The sequence below is a fragment of the Halobacillus yeomjeoni genome (assembly GCF_020171525.1).
GTDB classification, from domain to species: Bacteria; Bacillota; Bacilli; order Bacillales; family Halobacillaceae; genus Halobacillus; species Halobacillus yeomjeoni.
In genome coordinates this window covers 176,612-198,840 of the sequence record NZ_JAIVAI010000001.1, presented here as the reverse complement: position 1 = coordinate 198,840, position 22,229 = coordinate 176,612, and the positions used below count along the sequence as shown (strand labels likewise).

The following is a 22,229-nucleotide window of genomic DNA, read 5'->3' as shown; positions in this document are numbered from 1 at the left end:
CACTACCAACGTTCTAAGCATTATTGATATCCTCAGACCAGGAAGAAATCTTATCTTTGACTAATGGGTATAAGAGTATGAAAAAGATCATATTCGCTGCCAATGTAGGCAGCAACCGCAGCCATGCGTAATTTCCCCAGGTCATCGAGGTAATTGAAACGAAAGAGTAAATGATATACAAAATGGTATCCGCTAATGCAATCCCGACAATCGTCAAAAGTGAGGCCGATACCAAACCGGCATGGACAGATTGGTTCAGGCGGTGAATGATGTATGTAACGATTCCATAAGTCACCATGTAAACGCCTAATACACCTGTATACACAACATCCACTAATAAGCCGAACAAAAGCGCATGCCATACGGAGTAATACGTATCGTCTCTATCATAAAAAATCGCAATCAAAATCAAAAATCCCAAAATCCAGTGAGGGGTCATCAATAAGTCAGAATAGACAAGGTTTGATGGCAGCAAACTCATTGCCATTCCTTGAAGAACCAGTAAAAACAAGCAGATGAGAGCGATAAAATAGCGCCTCATGAATCATCGTCCTCGCTTGAATTTTTGGGTTCAATCGTTTCAGCAGCTCTATCGACCACGATGACATGATTGATATCAAAAAGATCAGCAAATGGTTCTACATAAGCGGTTTTCGTTAACCCGAACTGGTCATTGACGACTTCCTCCACGGTACCAATCCGCAGGTCACTAGGGAAGACCCCACCTAAACCTGAGGATATGACCGTATCCCCTTTTTCCAATTCTTCATCAAGCTTGATTCCTTCTAACAGCAACCTTCCGCTTTCATCATCGTAACCTTCAATGAGTCCAAAAGCTTCTTCTTTCCCTTCACGTACGACCCATGAAGAAATCTTGTTGGATCGATCGAAACCACTCAACAATTGAACGGTGGAATGGAACGCTCCTGCTGCCTTGATTTTGCCTACCAGCCCATCACTTGTCATGACAGCCATATCTTTCTTGACCCCGTGTTCTTCGCCTTTATTTATGGTCATCTGCTCAAACCAGCGATCTGAACTCCTTGCGATTACAGTTGCCTGAATCGGGGAGTAATCTTTCAGAGCCTCAGATTTGTCGATGGTCTTCCTAAGATCAGCATTGTCGCTTTTGAGCCGCTGATTTTCTCTAATTACACCTTTATACTCTGATAAACGAGCTTTTAACACCTTGTTCTGTTCATATATAGCAAACATATCCTGTATGTTATCGACCGTATGATCGACAACACTTATCGGTTTATGAATGATCGTCTGCATCCATCCTACCGTATCCTGGAGAAATTTCTCCGGCGTACTCAGAGATGCTCTATCTCTTATAGAGAATCCGATCAATGCCACCAATATGATAAACCCAATTAATACAACCATTAGTCTCCGCTTACGGAATAAAGAAGGCATGCAAATCCCGCCTAGTCCATATGTGACCGACTGGCCACGTTAGGCTGTGACCGGAAATGGTGGATGTATTCAAGTGATTTACCAGTTCCTATCGCGACGCAGTCCAATGGTTCATCGGCAATAAATACCGGCATGTGGGTTTCTTCACTAATGACTGTATCCAGGTTTTTAAGTAACGCTCCTCCACCGGTCAGAACGATACCTCGTTCCATAATATCCGCAGAAAGTTCCGGAGGTGTTTTTTCTAAGGTGTTTTTCACGGTTTCTATAATAGCATCCACGGTATCTTTCAAGGCACCTACGATTTCATCAGATTGAATCGTTATCGTTTTCGGCAGACCACTCAATAGATCCCGTCCTCGAATATCCATTTCTTCTTTACTTTCAAATTGACCAGCACCACCGAGTTCCATCTTGACCTCTTCCGCTGTTCTTTCACCTATCATAAGGTTGTACCGTTTACGGACATGTTGGATGATGGCATCATCCATTTCATCTCCTGCGACACGGATCGATTGACTGGTTACGATTCCACCCAATGAAATTATAGCTACTTCTGTGGTTCCACCACCGATGTCTACCACCATGCTTCCCGTCGGCTCCCAAACTGGAAGTCCAGCTCCGATAGCAGCAGCAAAAGGTTCCGCGATCGGATAAGCATCTTTAGCCCCTGCTTGTTTTGTTGCGTCAATGACGGCTCTCTCTTCTACCATTGTGATTCCAGAAGGGACGCAAACCATCACATTAGGCTTGCTGGCAAAAGAAGATCTCGTCTTCAAAGCTTTTTTAATATAATATTTCATCATTTGTGCTGTTGTATCATAATCAGCAATGACACCATCCTTCATCGGACGGATGACGGATATGTATCCAGGTGTACGTCCAATCATGTTGCGGGCATTATTTCCGACCGCTTCAATTTCTCCAGTCTGTGTATTTTTAGCCACGACCGAAGGTTCCCTGACGATGACGCCTTTATTCTTCAGGAACACCAATGTATTTGCAGTACCCAGGTCAATACCCAGGTCTTGAGATAATCCAAATAGACCCAATTCTATCTTCCTTTCCAAGTGCCCGCTCTGTGACAGGCGGGGGTCGTTCCCTTTGTTTGATATAGACAATTACAAGAAGCGCCATTATAAGTGACCCTATAAATGGCGCTTGTCATTCCATATATTCAATTATACGAAAAAACATTCAAAATAGATAGTGTTACAAGTACCCTTTTTCTTTCAATGATATAAATTTCCGATCTCCTATGACAAGATGATCCAACAATTCAATACCGATCATTTTACCGCATTCCTGCAAGCGACGAGTGACCTGAATATCTTCTTGTGAGGGAGTCGGGTCTCCGGAGGGATGATTGTGGGCGCATATTATGGATGCTGCAGACCTTTTAACTGCTTCTTTGAAAACTTCACGAGGGTGGACAATCGAAGCATTCAGACTACCTATGAAAATGGTTTGACGATGAAGGACTTGGTTTTTTGTGTTCAGAAACAGGCAAATGAAGTGCTCTTGTTTTAAGGTTCGCATCTCTTCCATTACAAAATCTGCGCCATCTTCCGGGCTTCGGATGATATATCGGTCGACGGGCTTCATCTGCTGAATCCTTTTTCCCAACTCAATAGCTGCCATAATTAATACCGCCTTCGCAATTCCGATCCCCCGAATAGCCGTCAGTTCCTCAATTGTAGCATCTTTCAATAATCCGATTCCTTCAAAATGGATGAGGAGTCTCTGGGAGAGTTCCATCACTGACTCCTGCTTTGTACCACTTCCAAGCAGGATAGCCAGCAGCTCTTGATTAGACAGGTGAGTGGCACCAAACTCTTTCATCCTCTCCCGAGGCCGATCTTCCTTAGGTACATCTTTAATTAGAATACTGGTTTGATTCAATCCTTTCGCACCCTTCTCTTTCAATTCCTCATGTAAGGAAGGTCAGATTGGATTGATACCGAAACTCTCTAATTCCCTCACAACACGGGAAACCGGCAGACCTACGACGCTGTAATAATCTCCCTCTATTCTTTCTACCAATAAGGCACCTTTGCCTTGAATTCCATAGCCCCCGGCTTTGTCCTTATATTCTCCTGTCGAAATGTAGCGGTGAATTTCTTCATTCCTTAAGTTAAAAAAAGTCACGCTAGTACATACGGAGAATGAGCAAAACCTGCTTTCACTACGGATCGTCACTCCCGTAAACACCTCATGGGTCGATCCACTTAAAAACTGCAGATAATCATGAGCCTCAGCTTCGCCTTGAGGCTTCCCAAGAATCTCACCATTTTTTGAAACAATCGTATCTGCAGTCAGCACAATTTCATTACTTTCAATCGAAATCGCTCGATTTTTCTTTTCAGACAGGTAGGATACGACCTCTTCCGGAGATAGATTGCCGGGGTAGGTTTCGTCAACATCTGATGAGCGGACAATAAAATCATACCCGATATTTTTTAATAATTCTTTTCTGCGAGGGGATTTTGACCCAAGGACCAAATTACACATGTAAAAGCCACCTTTCCCTTACACGAGGTACGTTCAGTTTACAAGAATGTCAGCGAAAAAAAGACTAGCTGAAAATCCTTTTCTTCCACTTTGAATGCCACAAAACAGTGGAAATACATTTATATACTTTCATTTCCCCTATAGATTGACGCTGGATATTTCTATTCTGTCACTTTTTCTATCGCATAAATTAATTGAAGCCGGTTCAAATTATACGTATCTTTTTCATTCCAGTTATTGAGAGACTGTGGAATCGAGGCATCTACTCCGGACCGTTCCAAATCGTTCTTCAGCTTTTCTCGGTCCAGAGAAGAAAGGGAGGTTAAAGTTCCACTTTTAATATGTTTCAGCAGGGTAGGAACTGCACCGCCATCCGAAGATGTCACAAGATTATTGTCTCCACCCCAGTAACTCCAGGATTTCACATAAGTTTCGATTCCTTTGTCATAAAGGTCACTCGCGATCTTGTCTGCCTCTCCCCTATCATAGGAACTTCCCACGAATAAATAAAATTGCTGGTTCCTTTCCCAGACGAAAGATGCAACCGATTGATCGGCAAGCATATCCTTCCATTCGTCAGCTTTATCCCGGGTCGAAAAAACTCCAGCTTGAATGACAAATTGATTCATCTCTTCCAAACCCGAAGTGACGACTGAGGATTGAGGATTTTCTTGATTTACGCCTTGCGATGGGATGGTATTGACAGCCCTGGATCCGTCATCCGTCAAACTCACAAACATTCTTAAAAGTAAAAAACCCAGTCCTAAGCTGATCAATAAGGCAGTTAATGATGTCACCATTAAATGCTTGACAGGGGACTGGGTGTGTTGTTTCACCTTAAAGAAGGACGACCCTTTCTTTTTCTGATTATAAGACTGAAGGGTGGCAGGCTGCTCATATTTTTTCACCTCTTCGGCGGCAGCCTGTTCGTCTTTATAAGGAACTAGTTCGTTTTTTGGGCTTTCTTTATTCTGCTCTCGGAAAGAAATAGAGATTTTGTTTTTAGAATCCATACGCTCATCACTCCTGCAAGGTTTGTCCTAACCTTATCACAGCGATTTTAAAAACCAGCGTAGAATTTGTCGTTACAGTTTCGTCAAATAAAGCTCACATTTGCTATTCATTTTCATTATTCTCTTCAGTTTCTTCACTACTTTCGCTTTCTTCTGTCGAGTCTTCCTCCAAGTTTTCATCTGTATCGTTCACTTGGGTGTCACTATCCCCAACCGCTTCGAAAGATTCATCATTTAATTGTTCTATAGAAAAAGGATTTACTTTTTCATAACTTCCCCCGTAGTGATACTGCGGAGCCTCATTAGCTAAGTGAGAATAAACAGGAAGATAATACGTGCTCAATAATAACGTATACCCTAATTCGTTCTCATTATCAGGAGCGTCGAATTGAATGGATTCAATTTGAGAAACCCTCGGAAGAGATTTGATTTCCTCTAGAAAAGAAATCATTTCTTTATAATTTTTGGAGGTGACTTGAATAGAGAAATCCAATTGATGTAACCCCTCGATAATTTCCAACTCTACCGCTTCTTCATTTTCACCTTCGACATTTTCTCCATCTTCAGGATTTGTTTCTTCTTCTCCTAAAGCAACGAGAGCTTCGCGATCCGAAATTCCGATATTTTGGATGAGGCTTGTCGTGGAATTTTCAGCTCGGTCGAAACCGATCAATAATTGATCCAGCAGTGGAATAACCGGTAACTGCTGTTGGATGGTTCTTGATGTTATTAACTGCTTCCTCAGCTCTTCTTTCTGGCTTTCCTGAATGGCAGAAAGAATCTTCCTTTCAGCTTGCAATGTTTTTTGGTAGCCTTTCACTTCATCTTCCAGGGGATCAATGAAAAATCTGTTTCCTAAGATGATAAACAAGACACTGAACAGGACAGCTCCGATGAACATCATGATACTAAGTTTATTCACTTCGAATTTCATTGCGTCTGCCCTCCTTCATTAAGAAGAACAGCCTTATCTAGTATTAAGAAGTAGTCCGCTATGTACCGAGGTCTATAATCATAGATATCTTCAGTCGTATCAACCGTATTTGTACTAACATTATTTAATTCAACTTTAGTGATGAAATCCTGTTGTTGCAGAGCCTTCGTATATTTTGCTACCTCCTGCATCGTGTCAAACCGGACATCAATACTCACTTCTTCAGATCCAGTCAAAACGAAAGACTCGAAAAAACCACGTTCAGGTAGTAAACTTACCAGTCTCTCTACAATAGGGAGGGAAGGGATGATCGTATCCTCCAAATCATTCAATGAAGCCTGCAATTTTTCACGGCTGGAGGCATCATTTCCTTCTGAAGACTGTTGAATCGTCGCTTGTTGAATTTGAAGCGATTCGATTTCAGATTCTAATTCAACCACTTTAGTTTCTAAAGAGTTTTTTTGCAGACTGATTGTAATCAAAGAAATAATAATGATAAGACCGGTCATAGCTAAAATGAGCAGTGGTAGAACATTCCTTTTCTCTCTTTGTTCTAATAAATTGATTTCCACGGTCATGCCTTCACCCCCCTAAATTAACGAAATACTATGATTTCAGAGCAAGACCTACAGTGTCTACATATTCCGAATTCATCGATCTACCCTCTTCCAGTCTCAAGTCATCGTCTTGAAAGATTTGAACAGGAAGAGAGCGGTTTTCATATTCCTCTTTTACTGTCTGCTTCAAAGGCCAGTCCCCCGTCAACAAAACCTTTGTCACACTTTCTTTTCCATTCATCACTGAAAATCTGTAAAAATCCATAATACGGTCAATTTCAGTCATTTGATCCATGGTAAAATCAAGCGGGTCAGCAGTATCTCCTTTCCAGGTGCTGTTTTCTCCCTCCTGTTTCCATAAGTTCAAGGGAAGAGGACTCTTTGTATGATTGATGAACACTGGCTGAGCCTGGTAAAACACCGTCAACACACATCCATCTAAATTCCAATCCACAAGTAAAAGATGTTCTTCACGATCCGCATAATCTAACGCTTCATAAAGGCGGTAAATGGATAATGCGCTGATATCCACAGCTTTTGGTTTTAATTTAGCTTCTTTGAAAACCCGTTCGAGCATCCGTATTTGATCATCGGGGTAAGAGAATAGAAGGAGATTCGTGTGTTCTTCTTCCCGGCTCATAATACTGTAGTCAAAAGCAGGGTTCTCATAAGGCAGATGGAGCGTTTCGCCTATCTGCATATACAAATATCCTTTGATTTCACCTTCAGCTAAAGAACTTGGGATTTGAAAAGGCCTGATCACAACAGAATGATCCGGAACATTGAAATATAAATCAGCATTTTTCCAATCCTGGACTTCTACGTGATGTTCTATAATTTGTGCGAACTCTACTGCATCGACCACTTTTCCGTCTTCCATAATGTGAGAAGGAAGGGGGATTTCTCCTGCATCTTCAATATCCTCCAAATGATTCGTAGAACTATATACATAACGGATTAAATGGTTTTTTATTGTGAAATTCAACCGGCCTTTCGATTTGCCTAATTTGAACATTGCGATTCACCCTTATCAGTAGAATGATTGTAAGTAATACCTTATGATTTCCTCCCCGTAAAAATAGACCAATAACGCTGCTTTCATTATCGATGGCCCGAACGGGAATGGGTCCTTCCTGCCGATGACCTTCATCATAATCAAGAGTAAACTGATGACAGTCCCAAGCAGGGTGGCGAAAAAGAATGTGAGAAATATATGTTTCGTGCCCAATAATATACCCAGCACAGCTAACAGCTTCATATCCCCAGCTCCCATTCCCCCTTTGCTAACAATTATGATGCAGGCAACAAGAGCATAAGCAGCCAGTGCACCAATGACTGACGCATACCAAGGGTCCAAAGGAATGATGGACCTGTAAATGATAAAAATGATTGCAAAGAAAATCAGTAATTTATTAGGAATCAACATATAATTCAAATCACTTACAGTAACCATCACTGCCAGTGAGGATAATAAACAAGCCCCAAGGAAAGCAGGCGTCCACCCATACATCCAATACGAAAAAAGAAATAATCCACCTGTCAAAAGTTCGACAAGTGGATAGGAAATCGAAATGGTCGTTTGACAGTGACGACATTTCCCTTTTGACAATAGATAGGAGAAAAGAGGAATCAAGTCTCTTGCATTCAACGGGGTGGAACAGTTGGGGCATTGAGAGCGTGAGGATGTAAATGAGATGTTTTTAGGGAGGCGAAGGCCAACGACGTTGTAAAACGAGCCCATAATCAAACCAATCAAAAAGATGTATGTAAGTATAATAATTTCCATTAAAATCTCCCTAAGAGCATAAATTGAAGATTCTGATCGTCAGAACCTTCAATTTATGACATTCATATAGATTTATTCAGTCAAGTCAGATTTAGATTGAGGAGCATCCCACACATCTGTACCGTCACTGTCTACTAACTGTACAGTATAAGTTGAACCATCAATAGCTACGTACCCACTCGTGTACTCACCGTCACCTTCAGGATCCTGTGGAACCTCTTCAAGATATCCATTGTCTACTAGGATTGTCATTGTATATCCTGTATCACCGTCTCCAACAGCTCCGGTAGCTAAATCATTAGCCTGAGCCAACCTAGCTGATTCAATCAATGAAAGTCCATTTTGTTTATGAGCGTCTTCTTTCGTATTTCCAATAATACCACCAATAGCAGGAACAGCAATTGCAGCAATTATTCCAAGAATAACGATTACAGCTAGAAGTTCAATTAAAGTAAAACCTTTCTCATTCCTCAATAAACTCTTGATCTTCCCCATTTCTTCCACTCCTTTAATAGATTGTGAACTTGAAATATTTTCTTCAAATTCCAAATTCAAAGAATTCTATCTCTTAGTGTTCATTATAATCTTTTTATCGACAGATAACTAGTAAATTTCAACTAAATTTTTATAAATATTTAATTGATTTGATCAAAAATAGAGAACATTGGTATAGCGATTGCAGCAACGATTCCACCGACAATGAATGCTAAAAATAAAATCATAATCGGCTCAATCAAAGTCTTCAAACGGTCAGTCGTATACTCCAGCTCTGAATCATAAAACTCTGATACTTTTGCCAGCATATAATCCAACGACCCTGTTTCTTCTCCAATCGCCATCATTTGTATGACAAGAGGAGGAAAGATAGGGAATTCCCGCAACGGCTTCGATAATTGATCGCCCTTTTCAAGAGATTTATAACTCTTCGCTATTGCATCTTCGACCACTCGATTCTCAACAACTTTTTGAGTTACTTGAAGTGATTGAAGGATGGGAACTGAACTTGATATCAATGAACTCAGCGTACTCGTCATCCTTACTAAAGCCGCTTTTTGCAATAATGGGCCGAAAATAGGGATTTTCAGCTTCATTTTATCTACCCAATATTGGAAGTTATCATTTTTAAGCGCTAAACCTTTATAAATGACCACTAGAATGATGGGTACGATCAATGCCACATACCAGAAATTCTGGAAGAAATCACTTAAAGCCAATGTCATGACAGTGATGAGTGGCAGATCCGCCCCTAAATTTGCAAACATGCTGGCAAAACGAGGGACGACGAATGATAAAAGAAAGAATACGATTAAGATAGCAATTCCGCCGACAATAGCAGGGTAGGTTAACGCTGAAATGATTTTTTGTCTTGTATCGTACTGTTTTTCGTAATAGACGGCCAAACGCTCGAGAATCTCATCCAAGTTACCTCCGACTTCTCCAGCTTTCATCATATTGATGAAAAGGTTACTGAAAACTTTCGGATGCATGGCAGCTGCTTCTGAGAAAGGGCGTCCGCTTTCCAATTGTTCACCGATTTCATATAAAGTCGAACTTAAAGATTTACTATTGGATTGTGCTGCAAGAATCTTCGTGGACTGAACCAACGAGATCCCCGCTTTGATCAATGTTGCGAATTGCCTCAAATAAATGACCATATCTTTCGGCTTGACCGGATTACCGAATTGAACATCTTTTAGAAAGATACTGTCCAACTCTTTGATTTCAGAGATCTTGATTCCTTTTTCTTTCAATGTGGAAACGGCGTCTTTTTTAGAAGAAGCCTTCAATCTTCCTTTTTGAAGCTTTCCAACCATATTCCTGCCTTCATAAACGTAATAGGGCATTTCTTATGCGCCTCCTTCCGGAATGTATGGCGCAGCCGCTCGTTTATCGATTGCTTTTTCAGCCAGAAGGTCTTGAATAGACATTTCCAACGTCTGCATATGGTTGGCTTTTGATGTCTGCATAATATTCGTGATCTGATGGATTTTTTCGTTTCGGATCAGGTTTTTGACAGCCGGCGTATTCAATAATATTTCAGTCGCTGCCCTTCGCCCTTTCTTATCCACCTGCTGAAATAAACGCTGAGATATGATCGCCTGCAACACGTTTGCCAGCTGGATTCTAATTTGCCCTTGTTGATTAGGCGGGAAAACATCAATGATCCTATCGATCGTATCGGGGGCATTGGTCGTATGTAAAGTCCCGAATACTAAGTGTCCGGTTTCAGCAGCAGTGAGTGCTGTGGCTATAGTTTCAAAGTCACGCAGTTCACCCACCAGTATGACATCAGGATCCTGCCTTAGACATGCCCTTAAACCGTTGGCAAAGTTCTGGGTATCAAAACCGACCTCTCGCTGGTCAATGATACAATTGTTATGATTATGAATATATTCTATCGGATCTTCCAATGTAATGATGTGTTTCCTTGCGGTCTGATTCATATAGTTGATGATTGAAGCAAGAGTTGTTGATTTGCCTGACCCGGTGGGCCCGGTTACTAAAACCAACCCTTGTGCAAACGTACTGATTTTCTTCAATACTGGAGGCATTTTCAACTCTTCAATAGAAGGAATATGTCCGGGCACGATCCTGATCGCTATAGAAACGGTATTTCTCTGATGATAAATATTGATACGGAACCTTGAAACCCCCGGTATTCCATAGGACATATCGATTTCTCTCGATTCTTGAAGCTTATCGAACAGTTCATCAGATAATATATCTCTTGTCATACCAAACGTATCTTCAGGTTTTAATGACTGTTTTCCGTATTTTTTCAGTTCCCCGTGAATTCTGAACACCGGCGGAACGCCGACTGTCAAATGGATATCAGAAGCCTTATATTCTGTAGCAATTGTCAATAATTTATCAAACTGCTCTTTTTTCATCTAAGGACCCCTCTTTCTTATTCAACTTTTGCAACTCTTAAGACTTCCTCCAAAGTTGTAAGGCCTTTTTTTGCTTTCAGCAAGCCGTCATCCATCAGAAACAGCATCCCTTCTTTCAAACAATACCTTCTCACTTGATCCATCGTTCCGTTATTCATCATTAGATTACGGATTTCATCATCGATGACTAACACTTCTTGAATAGCCATCCTTCCTCGATAGCCCGTATTTTGGCAGCTGTCACAGCCTTGTCCCTTATAAATGACATCCGTTTTTATGCCTCTTCGTTCAAAAACTCTTCTTTCCATTGGAGTGGGGTCATGTGCTTTTTTACAATCACGGCAGATTTTACGTACCAACCGCTGCGATACGACTCCAGTCAAGGAAGATACGACCAAATAAGGTTCAATATCCATATCAAACAACCGCGGAATCGTTGCAATCGCACTGTTTGTATGAATCGTACTTAAAACCAAATGGCCGGTCAGAGAAGCACGGACGGCTATTTCCGCCGTTTCAGAATCCCGGATCTCTCCCACCATTACGATGTTCGGATCTTGGCGGAGGATGGATCTCAAACCATTGGCGAAAGTCAATCCGATAGCAGAGTTGACTTGCACCTGGTTCAATCCCTGGATTTGATACTCAACAGGGTCTTCAACAGTTATAATATTGACATCGTCTGTATTAAGGCGATTCAAAGATGCGTAAAGGGTTGATGACTTTCCTGAGCCTGTCGGGCCGGTAATTAACACTAAACCTGAAGGCTGGTCGATCAAGTTTTTATATTTTTGAGAATTGATTTTGTTGAAGCCCAGATCCTCCATCGTACTCATGGCATTGGAGAGATCCAAGATCCGAATAACCACTTTTTCTCCGTAAACTGTAGGGAGAATGGAAATCCTTAAATCTACCGGAGACTTGTTTATATTCATTTTGATTCGGCCGTCCTGCGGTAATCTGGATTCCGTAATATTCAAGTTGGCTAAAATTTTCACACGTGCAATTAAACTGTTTTGTAAATTTTTCGGCAGTGTCCTCTCTGTTCTAAGCACACCATCTATTCGATAACGAACCAATACTTTTTTCTCTTGAGGGTCAATATGTATATCACTTGCTTTCAATTGGACTCCCGCTTCTAAAAGTTGGTCAACTAGTTTAATAGCGGGTGCTTCCTCCGGATCCTGCTCTTGTTCATCTTCTATGTCACTGTCCGTCAAATTGTAATGGCGGTTAACGGCTTGAAGGATTTCATTCCTCGTCGCTATGACTGGTGAGATCTTGAACCCTGTGGATATACGCAAATCGTCAATTGCAAAATAATCCATCGGGTTATTCATAGCCACTGTCAATTCGTCCCCTTTTCGTTCTATAGGAATGAGGAAGTTCCTTAGGGCAAATTCTTTTGAAACAATACTGATGACATTGGAATCAATAGGATAATGAAAAAGAGAGACGTGAGGAATCCCAAGTTGGAATTCCAAAGCCTCTATCAGTTGTTTCTCTGTTAAATACCCTTTTTCAACAAGCGTGTCTCCGAGTTTCTGGTCTCCTTTTTTACTTGCTAAAGCCTCTGCCACTTGTTCTTCAGTAATCAATCCTGCATCTTTTAATAAATCACCCAGTCGTTTTCGTTTATTCACGTTCGGACCACCCTCTTCAACTGCAGTTACTTCTTATCTTGATCGGGATCACGTTCCCACACATCACCTTTATCATCCTTAGTGTCGGAACTTTCGTCGTCTTCCGGACTATCTTCCTGATCCTGCTCGGAATCAGAGCCACCGGAACCATCTTCATCTTCTTGTTGAGTGCCACTGCTATCCGAATTCTGTCCATCATCTACAAGATTTTCAGAATCTGAACCGTTTGACGAGCCATCAGGATTATCATAATGCTCTTCTATTCTATTAATTGGAGGATAATAGTCTTCTGAGACAAACTCGCTGAAAGAATCCTCAAGTCTTTCGTCCATACGTGTCACAGTAACGACTCTGCCTTTTTTCCCCTGCTGCACCAAATTATAAGAACCAGGTGTTACAAAAGAAGAGTAATGGATAATCGTATTTGGTGATATATCTTCTACGTCACTTATATTCACATTGAAGTCAGATATTGTAGGTAATCCTACGATTTTCGCAGTAAGAGTCTGCCCGCTCACTTCCAGTGAAATGGTATAGGTGCTGATAAAAGGGTTGAATAACTTCAGGTCATGTCCCTGCTCCAAATCCACCTGAGCTTCTAACCCCAACTCTACGTATGAAGGAGGACGATGGCTGATATGCCTCTCTTGTGCAATGAACCCAGCCTTTAAAGCTGCAGCATATAACGCAGAGGAAACGACGTTCAACGAAGTTTCATCGTATACACTTTCTGGAATGAATAAACTATTATAGGACAACGTTGATTCTGGATCCAATGTCACTCCGTTGACGATTTGTACCACCCTCGAGACATCGGTGTCCGTCGGTATGTCAATGTTATACTCGCTAACAGCCTTATTCAGCGCTTCTGAACTCTGGTCCACAAAGTGATACCCGTTATATTCCAGAGCTTGCTCAGGTAACGGCTTCGCATCTTCAGTGACAGCACTTGCAAACTGATCAAACAGAAATTCAGATGCTATTTCACTTTCAAGCTCATTATTGATGTCTTTGAAGTAGGATTGATCAACGGTGACTTCCATTTCAGCTTCTTCTCCTTCAAGGATACGCTGGATGGATCCCTCGACATCAAATTGAATGAAACTTTTATCTAATATCAAAGATTCTTCTTCAAACAAGAGGACTACCGGATTATTTTCCTTCCATGAAGATGTCTTCGCCTCCAGTAATTCAACAGCTTCTTCTTTTGTGAGATTCGAAACATCTACGGATGCTAAGACGGTATGACTAGGAAGAACATTTTCATCTTGGACAACCAAATGGATAGCAGCTGAGCTTGCTTGCGAAAACAAAAACATGGATAATCCTACCAATAGGACTAAAGAAACTAACCGAATATTCAATGATTGACTCATGACTATGCACTTCCTTTACAGCCAGTCCATTACTTTACATTCATACTCAATTCAACCATGACACCTGGACCTTGCTGTTTTAGTTCACTGATTTTCTGCTCAGTCAAGATTGCGCCTTTTTCTGCTACAATATCCCCTCTTGAATTGACGATGTTTTTTGTCAATTCTCTACCTTTAAGCAAGTCATCCTGCTTTCTATCTATATCTTCTAAAGTGGATTTCTGACTTTCAGGTTTTGCTTGAAGATCCTGGGTTTCTTTTTGCATGTTTTCAACAGGCTGCGCATCCTCTTGTTCTTCTTTTTGGAATTCTTCATCCAATATGAGAAGGTTTTCGCCGTAAGTGATAATATAATCTGAAGAAATAGAATCATCAGTTTCTTCCATTGTACGGATGTCAATTGTGACAATTTGACCATTCTTTTCATTCACATGATACTCTTTCACTTCTCCGACTAATTCTCCCACTCTCGTCATTACGCGCGCGCCATTTACGTTGATCTTCTTATTGATTAACTGGTTGGCGATCGGAATTTCGTTCAGATCCAAAATAGAATGGGTGTTTTCGACGGTAATCGCATATTTCCCTATACCAATGATTTTCTTGAAAGGGATTGCTTTTACACTCACCTGCCAATCTTCATGCTCAACTGTAAGGAAGTCGACAGAACCTTTCTCCGGGTTGATTACAATTGATTTCACTTTACCGATTTCTTCCCCAGACGAGATACTGATAATCGGAAATCCTAACATTTCAATACTTTTCTTCATTTATATCACCAAACCTATTGTGTATTTATTGTCTACTCTGTTGTAAAAAGTGGGAAGTATATCCTTTCAGCTCTTCAACCAATAAAGGATAACCAGCCATCTTATCCATTAACTGTCTTGTGAATATATCTAAGACATCAAATTGGCCTTCCTGAATATAATGGTTCATCAAATATTTTGAAATTGTATAATATTCCAAATCAGGAAGGTTTTCTGTCAGATGTTCTTTGATATATACTTCATAGTCTTTTGTTGACATTTCATTCTTCATGAAAATAATTTTTTCAACCATTAAATCCAATAATTGCTTGCGTAATGCCTCGTCCGCAATCGTTTCATGCTTTTCATGTGCTTCAGACAAATAATTGTCATCCACCTCATTTACTTCAGAAGCTGCAAAACCATTTTCACTTGCTTCTTCACTATTTTCGTTCAAACCATCCTTCTCCTCCTGCAGAGAGTGGATATCTAAAGTTGACTGGTCCTCATTTGAAAATCCATAAGATATAGATTCTTCGTCTTCAACGAGAGGAGTCTCTTCTTCAACAGCAAGCGGTTCTGAAACATTCACCTCGTCCTCATTTGTTTCTTCTTCAACTTTCTCTTCTTCAATTTCAGAGCCCCAATCATCTTCATCCTCTTCTTCAAGTATAGAAGGGTTTCTATCATGAACATCTTCTACTGTAGATTCATTATGCAGTTCTTGGAGTTCCTCATTGACCAAAGATAATTCATTCTCCTCAAGTTCTTCGTCCATGTCCTCTAAATCTTCAATATTGCGGTTTGAGAAGAGTTCTTCCTCTGTCAATCCATCGATTTCTTGAAGATTATCCAGTAAGTCACCTTCTTGATAAGAAGATGATGCGTTTTCTTCCATGAACCAGTTTTCCGTATCTTCTTCAAGGGTTGAAGACGGATGAAGCGTATCATCAGCTTCCAATTCTTCATCTATTTCTCTTTCTAAGTCAAAAAGGGTTTCCTTAGTATCCTCTACCGGATTCAATTCATCATTTTCTTCTTCACCCTCGATCAGGTTCATGCCATTTGCTTCATCGAAACGACCTTCCACCAATTCTTCTTCTGATTCTAAGTAAGGAGTTTCTTCCTCTTTCTTAAGGGGATGATCGTCTACATCTGTAGAATAACCACTATCTACTTCTTTTTGATTTTCTTCTAATCCATCATCTTCTGAGAAGAAGTAGTCACCTGCAGCTTCATCTGTATCGGAGTCGTACTCTTGCTCAAAATCCTCATCAGGAACGGTAGTCATGTTATCCATCGAATACCCTGAAAAATCCATGGCGATTGCGGAATCATGATTGACGTTCATTGAAGAGTTATCGGAGTCGTGCTCAAATATTCCTTCTAATCTGTTTTGAGACATATAGGATATGAGCAAACCGATGATGAGGACGGACAACAACCCCGTCCATAATGTGTAAGAAATTGTTGCTAGAATTCCAAGTGAACTTATGATCGCTCCTATGGCGAACAATATGTTTTTCCCCTTAGAAGTAAGATTCATAGGTACATATTTTATAATGAGATAACCAAATGATATAGCGGCCAACCACGATATTAGTTCAATCATTCAATTTCCTCCTTTCATTATCGATCATAAAAATGTGAGTCCATCTCTCGGACTGTTATTTCATCAAATTCAGGCAGCCCTTTAGGGGGATTCAGAATAAGGTCTTCATCATAGAGAATTTTCAAGCGGGACTGATCCATGGTAAGAGCACTTTGGGGAGTCTCAATGTAATAATCCCCTACTTTTTGCTGACTAACATCATCCGCTTTCTCATTTGTAGTTTTTCCCTTAACAGCATTCATCGTTATGTTTTTACCATATACGCCACCATGGATGACCCATTTTGAGACAACGCCATCAAGAATTAACTCTTGGTTGGAATAAAAATATCCTTTGATTGAATAAGTTTTATCTTCCTCTTCATCTTCTTCCTCGGCATCCCCATCATTCCCAATCGTTAATGGTCCTTGACTATAGACGATCACTTTCCCATTGTCATTCTCATATACATTGATGGAACCACCACTTTTCACGTAAATTGCTCCGTTCGTATGCAGCGGTCCATTGATCTGCAGGTCCTGCAACACATACATGTATCCATTGACCGTTAAATTTTCCAGAGTTGCTGTTCCCCCTATATATACATAGCTGTCTGCATCAACTTGAATTTCACCAGACAGCGTTCCACTTTTAAGGACATAAAGCGTACCATCTACTATAAGAGTTCCTTCCAGCTCCAAATCATCTTTGACCAGCATATCCCCTTTTACATGGACCGTCACATCCTCCTCAATGGATACACTTTTGTTGAATTTATAATCACCTTCAAAGGTCGTATCTTCTTCAGGAGCAAATTCAGATTTATGAGTATTGAAGCCTTTCCCTACTTTTTCAGCTACGTTTTTTTGTTTGATAACGATAGCGTCGATATCAAGTGGGTCTGCACCACTTGAGCGTTTACTAATATCCGGGGGAATACTGAAGTATTTTTCCAGGTTTTCAAGTGTGGGATCAAATTTAAAACCATTGCTGTTTCTATCCTTACGGTAATAGTCTCCTAGGACATTCAATTTCCCATCAATTCCCGGAAAAGCCGTCTCCACCCATTTATTTTCTTCAGTCAAATGTGCTTGATCATCTACACTTATATCCTTTCCAACCTGGATATCCCCGGTGAAGTATGTGGAGCCATTCAGAACAAAATTACCTGGGGTGTAGGCATTATAGAACAGATAATCAGCCATGGTCGTAATGATGATCGTTTTTATAAGGTCTCTGTTCAAATCATCTGCCCCTATTTTAATATCGACCTGCTTTAATAAAACTCCATCTGAACCATCTTTAATGGTTTTGGTTTCTAAGGTACCTGCCCCACCTGCGAAACCTTCTGCATCGCTCAGCACCTTTTCAATTCGATTTATCACAGCATTCATATCCAGGGAGTCGATGTTTTTATTCACTTCGTCCACCCCATCAATTATGAAGCTTTTGACTTCCTGCGCTTTCATTTCAGCCTCAGATTTTGTTTGAATGAATTCTTTATTTTTATTTGAGAACTGTACGGAGCCCACGGTATAACTCATAAGACTCAGGCCGAGAATACTTACAATGACAAACATAATGAGTACAGTTAATAAAACATAGCCTTCCTGGTTTTTATTTAGAAACCTATTCATCGGCTACTCATTCCCCAATTTATAGAATTTAGTTAACTTATATTTTTCATCGGAATCCTGCTTCTCGATTTCAAGGGTAACTTTTAATTTAAATAAATCTAAGGAAAAATAAGTATTTGTCACTTTCATATCATCTGCATTCACTTTCGTTCCATCAATGAGTAAATCCCCGTCTTTTATTTCTATCGCCACTTGTTCATTTATGTAAGATAAGTCATTCGATGCATCCAGCTTTTTAATCACTCCAGTAAACTTTGTGAAGCTGTCGGAGCTCTGCCCTGCTGCAACTTCAATTGAATCGACATTGATTAAAGCATCATCTAAATCCATGATCAAGATGTTCGCTTCTTTTCTGATTTCTGTCATAGCAGAGGAGTGATCTATAGAATTCGTGATGAAGTAAAACCCTTGATAAGCGACAATGAATATGATCAGCGACAAGGAAACAGCGGCCAAAACTTCAAATAAACTCATACCCTTTTGATTATTGACCTTCATAATTCCACGTATCCTTCTAATTCAACAGGCTCGTCTTTTAAGTTCTCTGACTCGACAATTATTTCGACTTTTAGCAAATGCTCTTTCAACTCGATGGTGGCAGGTTCTGTAACCGTTACTTGAGCTGAATACTTCGTCAAGCGATCATCCGCATCCAACCCGAGTGTGGAAGCGATATCAATGGACTTTGTCTGATTCAGTCCCTGCTTCACTTCATCGCTTGGCATGGTTTGATAAGCATCTAAAATGCTGTCTGCCAGCTCTACACTGGAAAAGCTTCTGTTGATCTTTGTCGTTTGTGTGACTGTGTTCATTACCAGATGAACGGAGACGATGAAAGTAATCGTAAGGAGTGCCATAGCCACCAAAACTTCTACAAGTGAAAAACCTTCCTCTTCCTTCCACTTAGTCATTAGACCGGCCTCCGTTCACAATAATAGTACTTAAATTATAACAGAAAATTAGGTCTTTGTTCCGAAAGATTCAAAAAACAGAAAAATGTAGAAAAAAATCGCCCAATGACAAATCATTGGACGAATTTTTTTAAATTGTTATAGCTTGCCACTCTATTTCTCCCACGCCTTTTTGCCCCGACATACATCGCACGATCCGCACTTCGGATGAGTTCCATAGGTTCATCGCAATCATCAGGGAAAGTCGCTACACCAATACTTGCTGTAATATCAACTGCCTGAGGAAGTTTACTACTTAAGATGTGTTCATAGGTTTGAAAAGGCTCACTCTTAATCTTCTGCCTTAAACTCTCAGCGAAACTCACCGCTTCATCTGAGTTTTTATCCGGGAGAAGGACAGCAAATTCTTCCCCTCCATATCGTGCAACAATCCCTTCATTCGCAACGAACTTCTGTATCCGTTCAGAAAATTGACAGAGAATTTCATTTCCGCTTTCATGACCAAACGTATCATTCACTTGTTTGAAGTGATCAATATCCAGAAGGATCAGGGATATAGGTGGGCTTTGGGTAGTCCATTTGGAAAACAGTTTGTGCATATAACCCTCTAAAAAGCGATAGTTATATAAATTTGTCAACGGGCACCTTTCACTTTCTGATTTTTTCAGTTCATAATGCCTCGCGTTGTCGATCGCTACTCCTAAGTAACTGCTCAATATATTCAGGATGATAAATTGGAACTGCATAAAAGCACGCTTCTTTTTTGAGTATATCGAAATGATACCGACAATCTCATTGTTCCTCTCTATCGGGATCGACAATACGCTTTCTGCATCTGCAGGCGTATAAATTCCTCTTAAATGCTCCCATTGTTTCCTGTTATGGAAATGAAAACTCTTCCCTTCCCACCATGTATGACCGCTCATACATTCGCCTTTCATCAACTGGACATGCGGGAATGCAAGCTTCTTCGACTTATCAAAAAAGCGGATTAATTTCAAACGATCCTCCGAAACGACATCATAGATATAAACATAATCCAAGGGAAGTAATTCACTGATCCTCTCAACAAAAAGATCCAGAACTTCTCTTACTCCCAATTTACCAGTCAGTTCATGACCAATATTACTGGTCTTCTTTAAATAGGTATTCATTTGATTGCTGTTGTGGTAGAGCATCAACATTCCTGAGATAAAAATGAACGGAATGCCCACAAAGAAGATTGCACTGACCCCGACGATTGAGTAAACAATATAAAGGACTAAACCGATTGGAAGTACCAAACAGCCAGTTAACAAATCCCAAATAAAACCACGGTCCACCCACTTGATTGATTTTCCGTAAAGCCATTTCGCAATTCCTTTGATTGTGAACTGGTTCAGGAGAATTTGAGACAAAGCATAGGCGATAATCGGTAATGCAGATGTACCAGAACTTAACACGGAGGGCCCGTGGGTTCCACCTAAAGCATAATAAATCGTTGCAGAAACTACCGATAAAAATAGAAACATCAAAAAATTGATCGGGACCCGATAGAGGCTGCTCTTATCCACACGAAGTTTAAACATGAGCATAATGAGCGCTGCTTGAGATACCAGTATTTCAGCAAATAAACCAAAATATAAAAAAGCGGCGAGTGCGATACCATGAGTGAAAAAGACTGGATTGTCACCGATTTGCAAAGGGAAAAGGGCAACAATTGCAGCAAGTATTATGAAAGCTGTAACCCCAAGCATGTTTCCTTCTAATGATGAACCGAATGCATCGAATAGAAAAAATAATGACGTCGGCCATAACAGTACCCAAGCGCTCCAAACCACAATCTGTTTACTCTTTGTCATAGCTCACACCCCACTCTTCCTGACCACTCTATTGCCAAGGCAATATTCAGATAATTAAAATGTACCACAACTTTCAGACTAATTCAAAATAATCTCTTACTAATGAAATGAAATAAAGGGACCCCGTTATAAGTAGGACTTCTCCTCGTTCGACTTGAGACGAAGCCTGTTTAATCGCTTCTCTATAATCTGGGTAAACATAACTATTTGTGATGGAAGAATACTCCCGTAATTGTTCAGCCTTCAAAGATCTCGGAAAATCGAAAGTCGTAAAGTAAATGGCATCTGCAATTTGATCAAGCATGCCCAGCATCTTTTCTACCGGTTTGTCTTCGAGAGCAGCATAAACCAACGTGACTCTACGATTCGAATAGTGTCTCCGAACGGTTTCCACGAGTGCCTGTGTTCCTTCTTCATTATGAGCGCCATCAATGATGGTCAATGGGTTGTTCCCAACCGTTTCAAATCTAGCCGGCCAAGATGTTTGATAAAGTGCGGATGCGTATCTTTTTCTTTCCATATAGTATCCTAAATCATTCAGTACTTCACAGGCTTGAACGGCCAGGGCGGCATTCTCTACTTGATGGGCCCCTCTCATTCTGGTTTTTAACTCTCCAGACCGACATGCGCTATTAGTGAAAACGAATATTTCCACCCCTTCCTCTTCCCTGATATGTTCCGCATTGAAGTCATCGCCAAAGCAAAGAAGAGGAGCATCCAACCCTTCAGCTTCATGCGCTATCACTTCTAAAGCATCACGGCGCTTCACCCCTGTAATAACAGGCGTGTCTTTTTTGATAATCCCTGCTTTCTCACCAGCGATTTCAGCATGCGTGGATCCAAGAATGTTGATATGATCCAAACCGACATTCGTAATGATGGACAATAGCGGGGTTATTACATTTGTAGAATCATAACGTCCGCCTAAACCCGTTTCAAAAAGAACGAAATCCAACTCCAATCTGGAGAAATGCAGCATTGCTATTGTCGTAATAATCTCAAATTCTGTCGGATCGCCCAGATGGGTTTTTTTAAGCTCTTCTGCAATAGGTCTTATAACTCCAACCAAATCAGCTAAATCTGCATCGGATATTTCATATCCATCAACACTGATTCGTTCATTGAACCGGGTGATATATGGTGAGGTGAATGCACCTATGCTGTAACCCTGCTCTTGCAGTAAATGCCTCAAAAAAGAAAGGGTGGATCCTTTTCCGTTCGTTCCGGCTATGTGCACGGCATTCAAATCCTTGTGAGGATTCCCTAAACGATCCAACATCCAATCCATCCGTTTCAAACCAGGTTTGACTTTGAACTTTTCTCTGGAATGAATCCAATCTAAAGCTTCTTGATAATTCACCATGTTGCTC

At 40.6% G+C, this 22,229-nt stretch carries 22 protein-coding genes; all 22 read right to left on the bottom strand.

Annotated features, from left to right (window positions below; translation table 11 throughout):
* Positions 1-13: 13 nt before the first annotated feature.
* The gene (gene mreD / locus LCL89_RS00945) at positions 14-541 is read right to left on the bottom strand and encodes a rod shape-determining protein MreD (protein ID WP_224807208.1); all 528 of its coding nucleotides are present in this window, start codon (positions 539-541) and stop codon (positions 14-16) included.
* Positions 538-1,419 carry a rod shape-determining protein MreC gene (gene mreC, locus LCL89_RS00940; RefSeq protein WP_224807206.1) on the bottom strand — a complete coding sequence of 294 codons (882 nt, stop codon included), beginning with the start codon at positions 1,417-1,419 and terminating at the stop codon, positions 538-540. Before mreC ends, mreD begins: the two co-directional genes overlap by 4 nt.
* Positions 1,420-1,430: 11 nt before the next feature.
* Positions 1,431-2,471, bottom strand: a complete 1,041-nt coding sequence (locus LCL89_RS00935) for a rod shape-determining protein (protein WP_242057494.1) — start codon at positions 2,469-2,471, stop codon at positions 1,431-1,433.
* Between the two features lie 160 nt (positions 2,472-2,631).
* Entirely contained in the window at positions 2,632-3,321 is a 690-nt protein-coding gene (gene radC / locus LCL89_RS00930) for a RadC family protein (RefSeq protein WP_263620628.1), read from the bottom strand.
* A gap of 42 nt (positions 3,322-3,363) precedes the next feature.
* Complete coding sequence (locus LCL89_RS00925; RefSeq protein WP_224807204.1) at positions 3,364-3,930, bottom strand: Maf family protein; 567 nt, start codon at positions 3,928-3,930, stop codon at positions 3,364-3,366.
* A gap of 161 nt (positions 3,931-4,091) precedes the next feature.
* The gene (locus LCL89_RS00920) at positions 4,092-4,943 is read right to left on the bottom strand and encodes an SPOR domain-containing protein (RefSeq protein ID WP_224807203.1); all 852 of its coding nucleotides are present in this window, start codon (positions 4,941-4,943) and stop codon (positions 4,092-4,094) included.
* Between the two features lie 103 nt (positions 4,944-5,046).
* Complete coding sequence (locus LCL89_RS00915) at positions 5,047-5,877, bottom strand: hypothetical protein (protein WP_224807202.1); 831 nt, start codon at positions 5,875-5,877, stop codon at positions 5,047-5,049.
* A complete protein-coding gene (locus tag LCL89_RS00910) occupies positions 5,874-6,455 on the bottom strand; it encodes a PilN domain-containing protein (protein ID WP_224807201.1) in 582 nt (193 codons plus the stop codon). Before LCL89_RS00910 ends, LCL89_RS00915 begins: the two co-directional genes overlap by 4 nt.
* 28 nt (positions 6,456-6,483) lie before the next feature.
* Positions 6,484-7,449 (bottom strand): type IV pilus biogenesis protein PilM, encoded by a 966-nt coding sequence (pilM, locus tag LCL89_RS00905; protein WP_224807200.1) that lies wholly within the window; start codon positions 7,447-7,449, stop codon positions 6,484-6,486.
* A 15-nt stretch (positions 7,450-7,464) separates the two neighbouring features.
* Positions 7,465-8,220 carry a prepilin peptidase gene (locus LCL89_RS00900; RefSeq protein ID WP_224807199.1) on the bottom strand — a complete coding sequence of 252 codons (756 nt, stop codon included), beginning with the start codon at positions 8,218-8,220 and terminating at the stop codon, positions 7,465-7,467.
* Between the two features lie 72 nt (positions 8,221-8,292).
* Positions 8,293-8,715, bottom strand: a complete 423-nt coding sequence (locus LCL89_RS16730; protein WP_263620627.1) for a prepilin-type N-terminal cleavage/methylation domain-containing protein — start codon at positions 8,713-8,715, stop codon at positions 8,293-8,295.
* 140 nt (positions 8,716-8,855) lie between these two features.
* Positions 8,856-10,064, bottom strand: coding sequence for a type II secretion system F family protein (locus LCL89_RS00890; protein ID WP_224807198.1), 1,209 nt, complete (start codon positions 10,062-10,064; stop codon positions 8,856-8,858).
* A gap of 3 nt (positions 10,065-10,067) precedes the next feature.
* A complete protein-coding gene (locus tag LCL89_RS00885; RefSeq protein WP_224807197.1) occupies positions 10,068-11,111 on the bottom strand; it encodes a type IV pilus twitching motility protein PilT in 1,044 nt (347 codons plus the stop codon).
* A 17-nt stretch (positions 11,112-11,128) separates the two neighbouring features.
* Positions 11,129-12,754 carry a GspE/PulE family protein gene (locus tag LCL89_RS00880; protein WP_224807196.1) on the bottom strand — a complete coding sequence of 542 codons (1,626 nt, stop codon included), beginning with the start codon at positions 12,752-12,754 and terminating at the stop codon, positions 11,129-11,131.
* A 26-nt stretch (positions 12,755-12,780) separates the two neighbouring features.
* Positions 12,781-14,130, bottom strand: a complete 1,350-nt coding sequence (locus tag LCL89_RS00875; RefSeq protein ID WP_224807194.1) for a VanW family protein — start codon at positions 14,128-14,130, stop codon at positions 12,781-12,783.
* Between the two features lie 29 nt (positions 14,131-14,159).
* The gene (locus LCL89_RS00870; protein ID WP_197316601.1) at positions 14,160-14,900 is read right to left on the bottom strand and encodes a PRC-barrel domain-containing protein; all 741 of its coding nucleotides are present in this window, start codon (positions 14,898-14,900) and stop codon (positions 14,160-14,162) included.
* 25 nt (positions 14,901-14,925) lie between these two features.
* Positions 14,926-16,491, bottom strand: a complete 1,566-nt coding sequence (locus LCL89_RS00865) for a hypothetical protein (RefSeq protein WP_224807192.1) — start codon at positions 16,489-16,491, stop codon at positions 14,926-14,928.
* Between the two features lie 17 nt (positions 16,492-16,508).
* On the bottom strand, positions 16,509-18,107 hold the full coding sequence (locus tag LCL89_RS00860) for a hypothetical protein (protein ID WP_224807191.1): 1,599 nt from the start codon (positions 18,105-18,107) through the stop codon (positions 16,509-16,511).
* A gap of 3 nt (positions 18,108-18,110) precedes the next feature.
* Complete coding sequence (locus tag LCL89_RS00855; protein WP_224807190.1) at positions 18,111-18,605, bottom strand: PulJ/GspJ family protein; 495 nt, start codon at positions 18,603-18,605, stop codon at positions 18,111-18,113.
* Entirely contained in the window at positions 18,602-19,018 is a 417-nt protein-coding gene (locus LCL89_RS00850; protein ID WP_224807189.1) for a type IV pilus modification PilV family protein, read from the bottom strand. The genes LCL89_RS00855 and LCL89_RS00850 overlap by 4 nt, the downstream gene beginning before the upstream one ends.
* Before the next feature lie 113 nt (positions 19,019-19,131).
* A complete protein-coding gene (locus LCL89_RS00845; protein ID WP_224807188.1) occupies positions 19,132-20,859 on the bottom strand; it encodes a sensor domain-containing diguanylate cyclase in 1,728 nt (575 codons plus the stop codon).
* Between the two features lie 73 nt (positions 20,860-20,932).
* Entirely contained in the window at positions 20,933-22,222 is a 1,290-nt protein-coding gene (locus LCL89_RS00840) for a bifunctional folylpolyglutamate synthase/dihydrofolate synthase (protein ID WP_224807187.1), read from the bottom strand.
* Positions 22,223-22,229 lie beyond the last annotated feature (7 nt).

Excerpts from the sequence above, each read along its gene's own strand:
- mreD (WP_224807208.1), bottom strand. The coding sequence starts at position 541 with ATGAGGCGCTATTTTATCGCTCTCATCTGCTTGTTTTTACTGGTTCTT.
- mreC (WP_224807206.1), bottom strand. The coding sequence starts at position 1,419 with ATGCCTTCTTTATTCCGTAAGCGGAGACTAATGGTTGTATTAATTGGG.
- LCL89_RS00925 (WP_224807204.1), bottom strand. The coding sequence starts at position 3,930 with ATGTGTAATTTGGTCCTTGGGTCAAAATCCCCTCGCAGAAAAGAATTA.
- LCL89_RS00920 (WP_224807203.1), bottom strand. The coding sequence starts at position 4,943 with ATGGATTCTAAAAACAAAATCTCTATTTCTTTCCGAGAGCAGAATAAA.
- LCL89_RS00915 (WP_224807202.1), bottom strand. The coding sequence starts at position 5,877 with ATGAAATTCGAAGTGAATAAACTTAGTATCATGATGTTCATCGGAGCT.
- LCL89_RS00910 (WP_224807201.1), bottom strand. The coding sequence starts at position 6,455 with ATGACCGTGGAAATCAATTTATTAGAACAAAGAGAGAAAAGGAATGTT.
- pilM (WP_224807200.1), bottom strand. The coding sequence starts at position 7,449 with ATGTTCAAATTAGGCAAATCGAAAGGCCGGTTGAATTTCACAATAAAA.
- LCL89_RS00900 (WP_224807199.1), bottom strand. The coding sequence starts at position 8,220 with ATGGAAATTATTATACTTACATACATCTTTTTGATTGGTTTGATTATG.
- LCL89_RS16730 (WP_263620627.1), bottom strand. The coding sequence starts at position 8,715 with ATGGGGAAGATCAAGAGTTTATTGAGGAATGAGAAAGGTTTTACTTTA.
- LCL89_RS00890 (WP_224807198.1), bottom strand. The coding sequence starts at position 10,064 with ATGCCCTATTACGTTTATGAAGGCAGGAATATGGTTGGAAAGCTTCAA.
- LCL89_RS00885 (WP_224807197.1), bottom strand. The coding sequence starts at position 11,111 with ATGAAAAAAGAGCAGTTTGATAAATTATTGACAATTGCTACAGAATAT.
- LCL89_RS00875 (WP_224807194.1), bottom strand. The coding sequence starts at position 14,130 with ATGAGTCAATCATTGAATATTCGGTTAGTTTCTTTAGTCCTATTGGTA.
- LCL89_RS00870 (WP_197316601.1), bottom strand. The coding sequence starts at position 14,900 with ATGAAGAAAAGTATTGAAATGTTAGGATTTCCGATTATCAGTATCTCG.
- LCL89_RS00865 (WP_224807192.1), bottom strand. The coding sequence starts at position 16,491 with ATGATTGAACTAATATCGTGGTTGGCCGCTATATCATTTGGTTATCTC.
- LCL89_RS00860 (WP_224807191.1), bottom strand. The coding sequence starts at position 18,107 with ATGAATAGGTTTCTAAATAAAAACCAGGAAGGCTATGTTTTATTAACT.
- LCL89_RS00855 (WP_224807190.1), bottom strand. The coding sequence starts at position 18,605 with ATGAAGGTCAATAATCAAAAGGGTATGAGTTTATTTGAAGTTTTGGCC.
- LCL89_RS00850 (WP_224807189.1), bottom strand. The coding sequence starts at position 19,018 with ATGACTAAGTGGAAGGAAGAGGAAGGTTTTTCACTTGTAGAAGTTTTG.
- LCL89_RS00845 (WP_224807188.1), bottom strand. The coding sequence starts at position 20,859 with ATGACAAAGAGTAAACAGATTGTGGTTTGGAGCGCTTGGGTACTGTTA.
- LCL89_RS00840 (WP_224807187.1), bottom strand. The coding sequence starts at position 22,222 with ATGGTGAATTATCAAGAAGCTTTAGATTGGATTCATTCCAGAGAAAAG.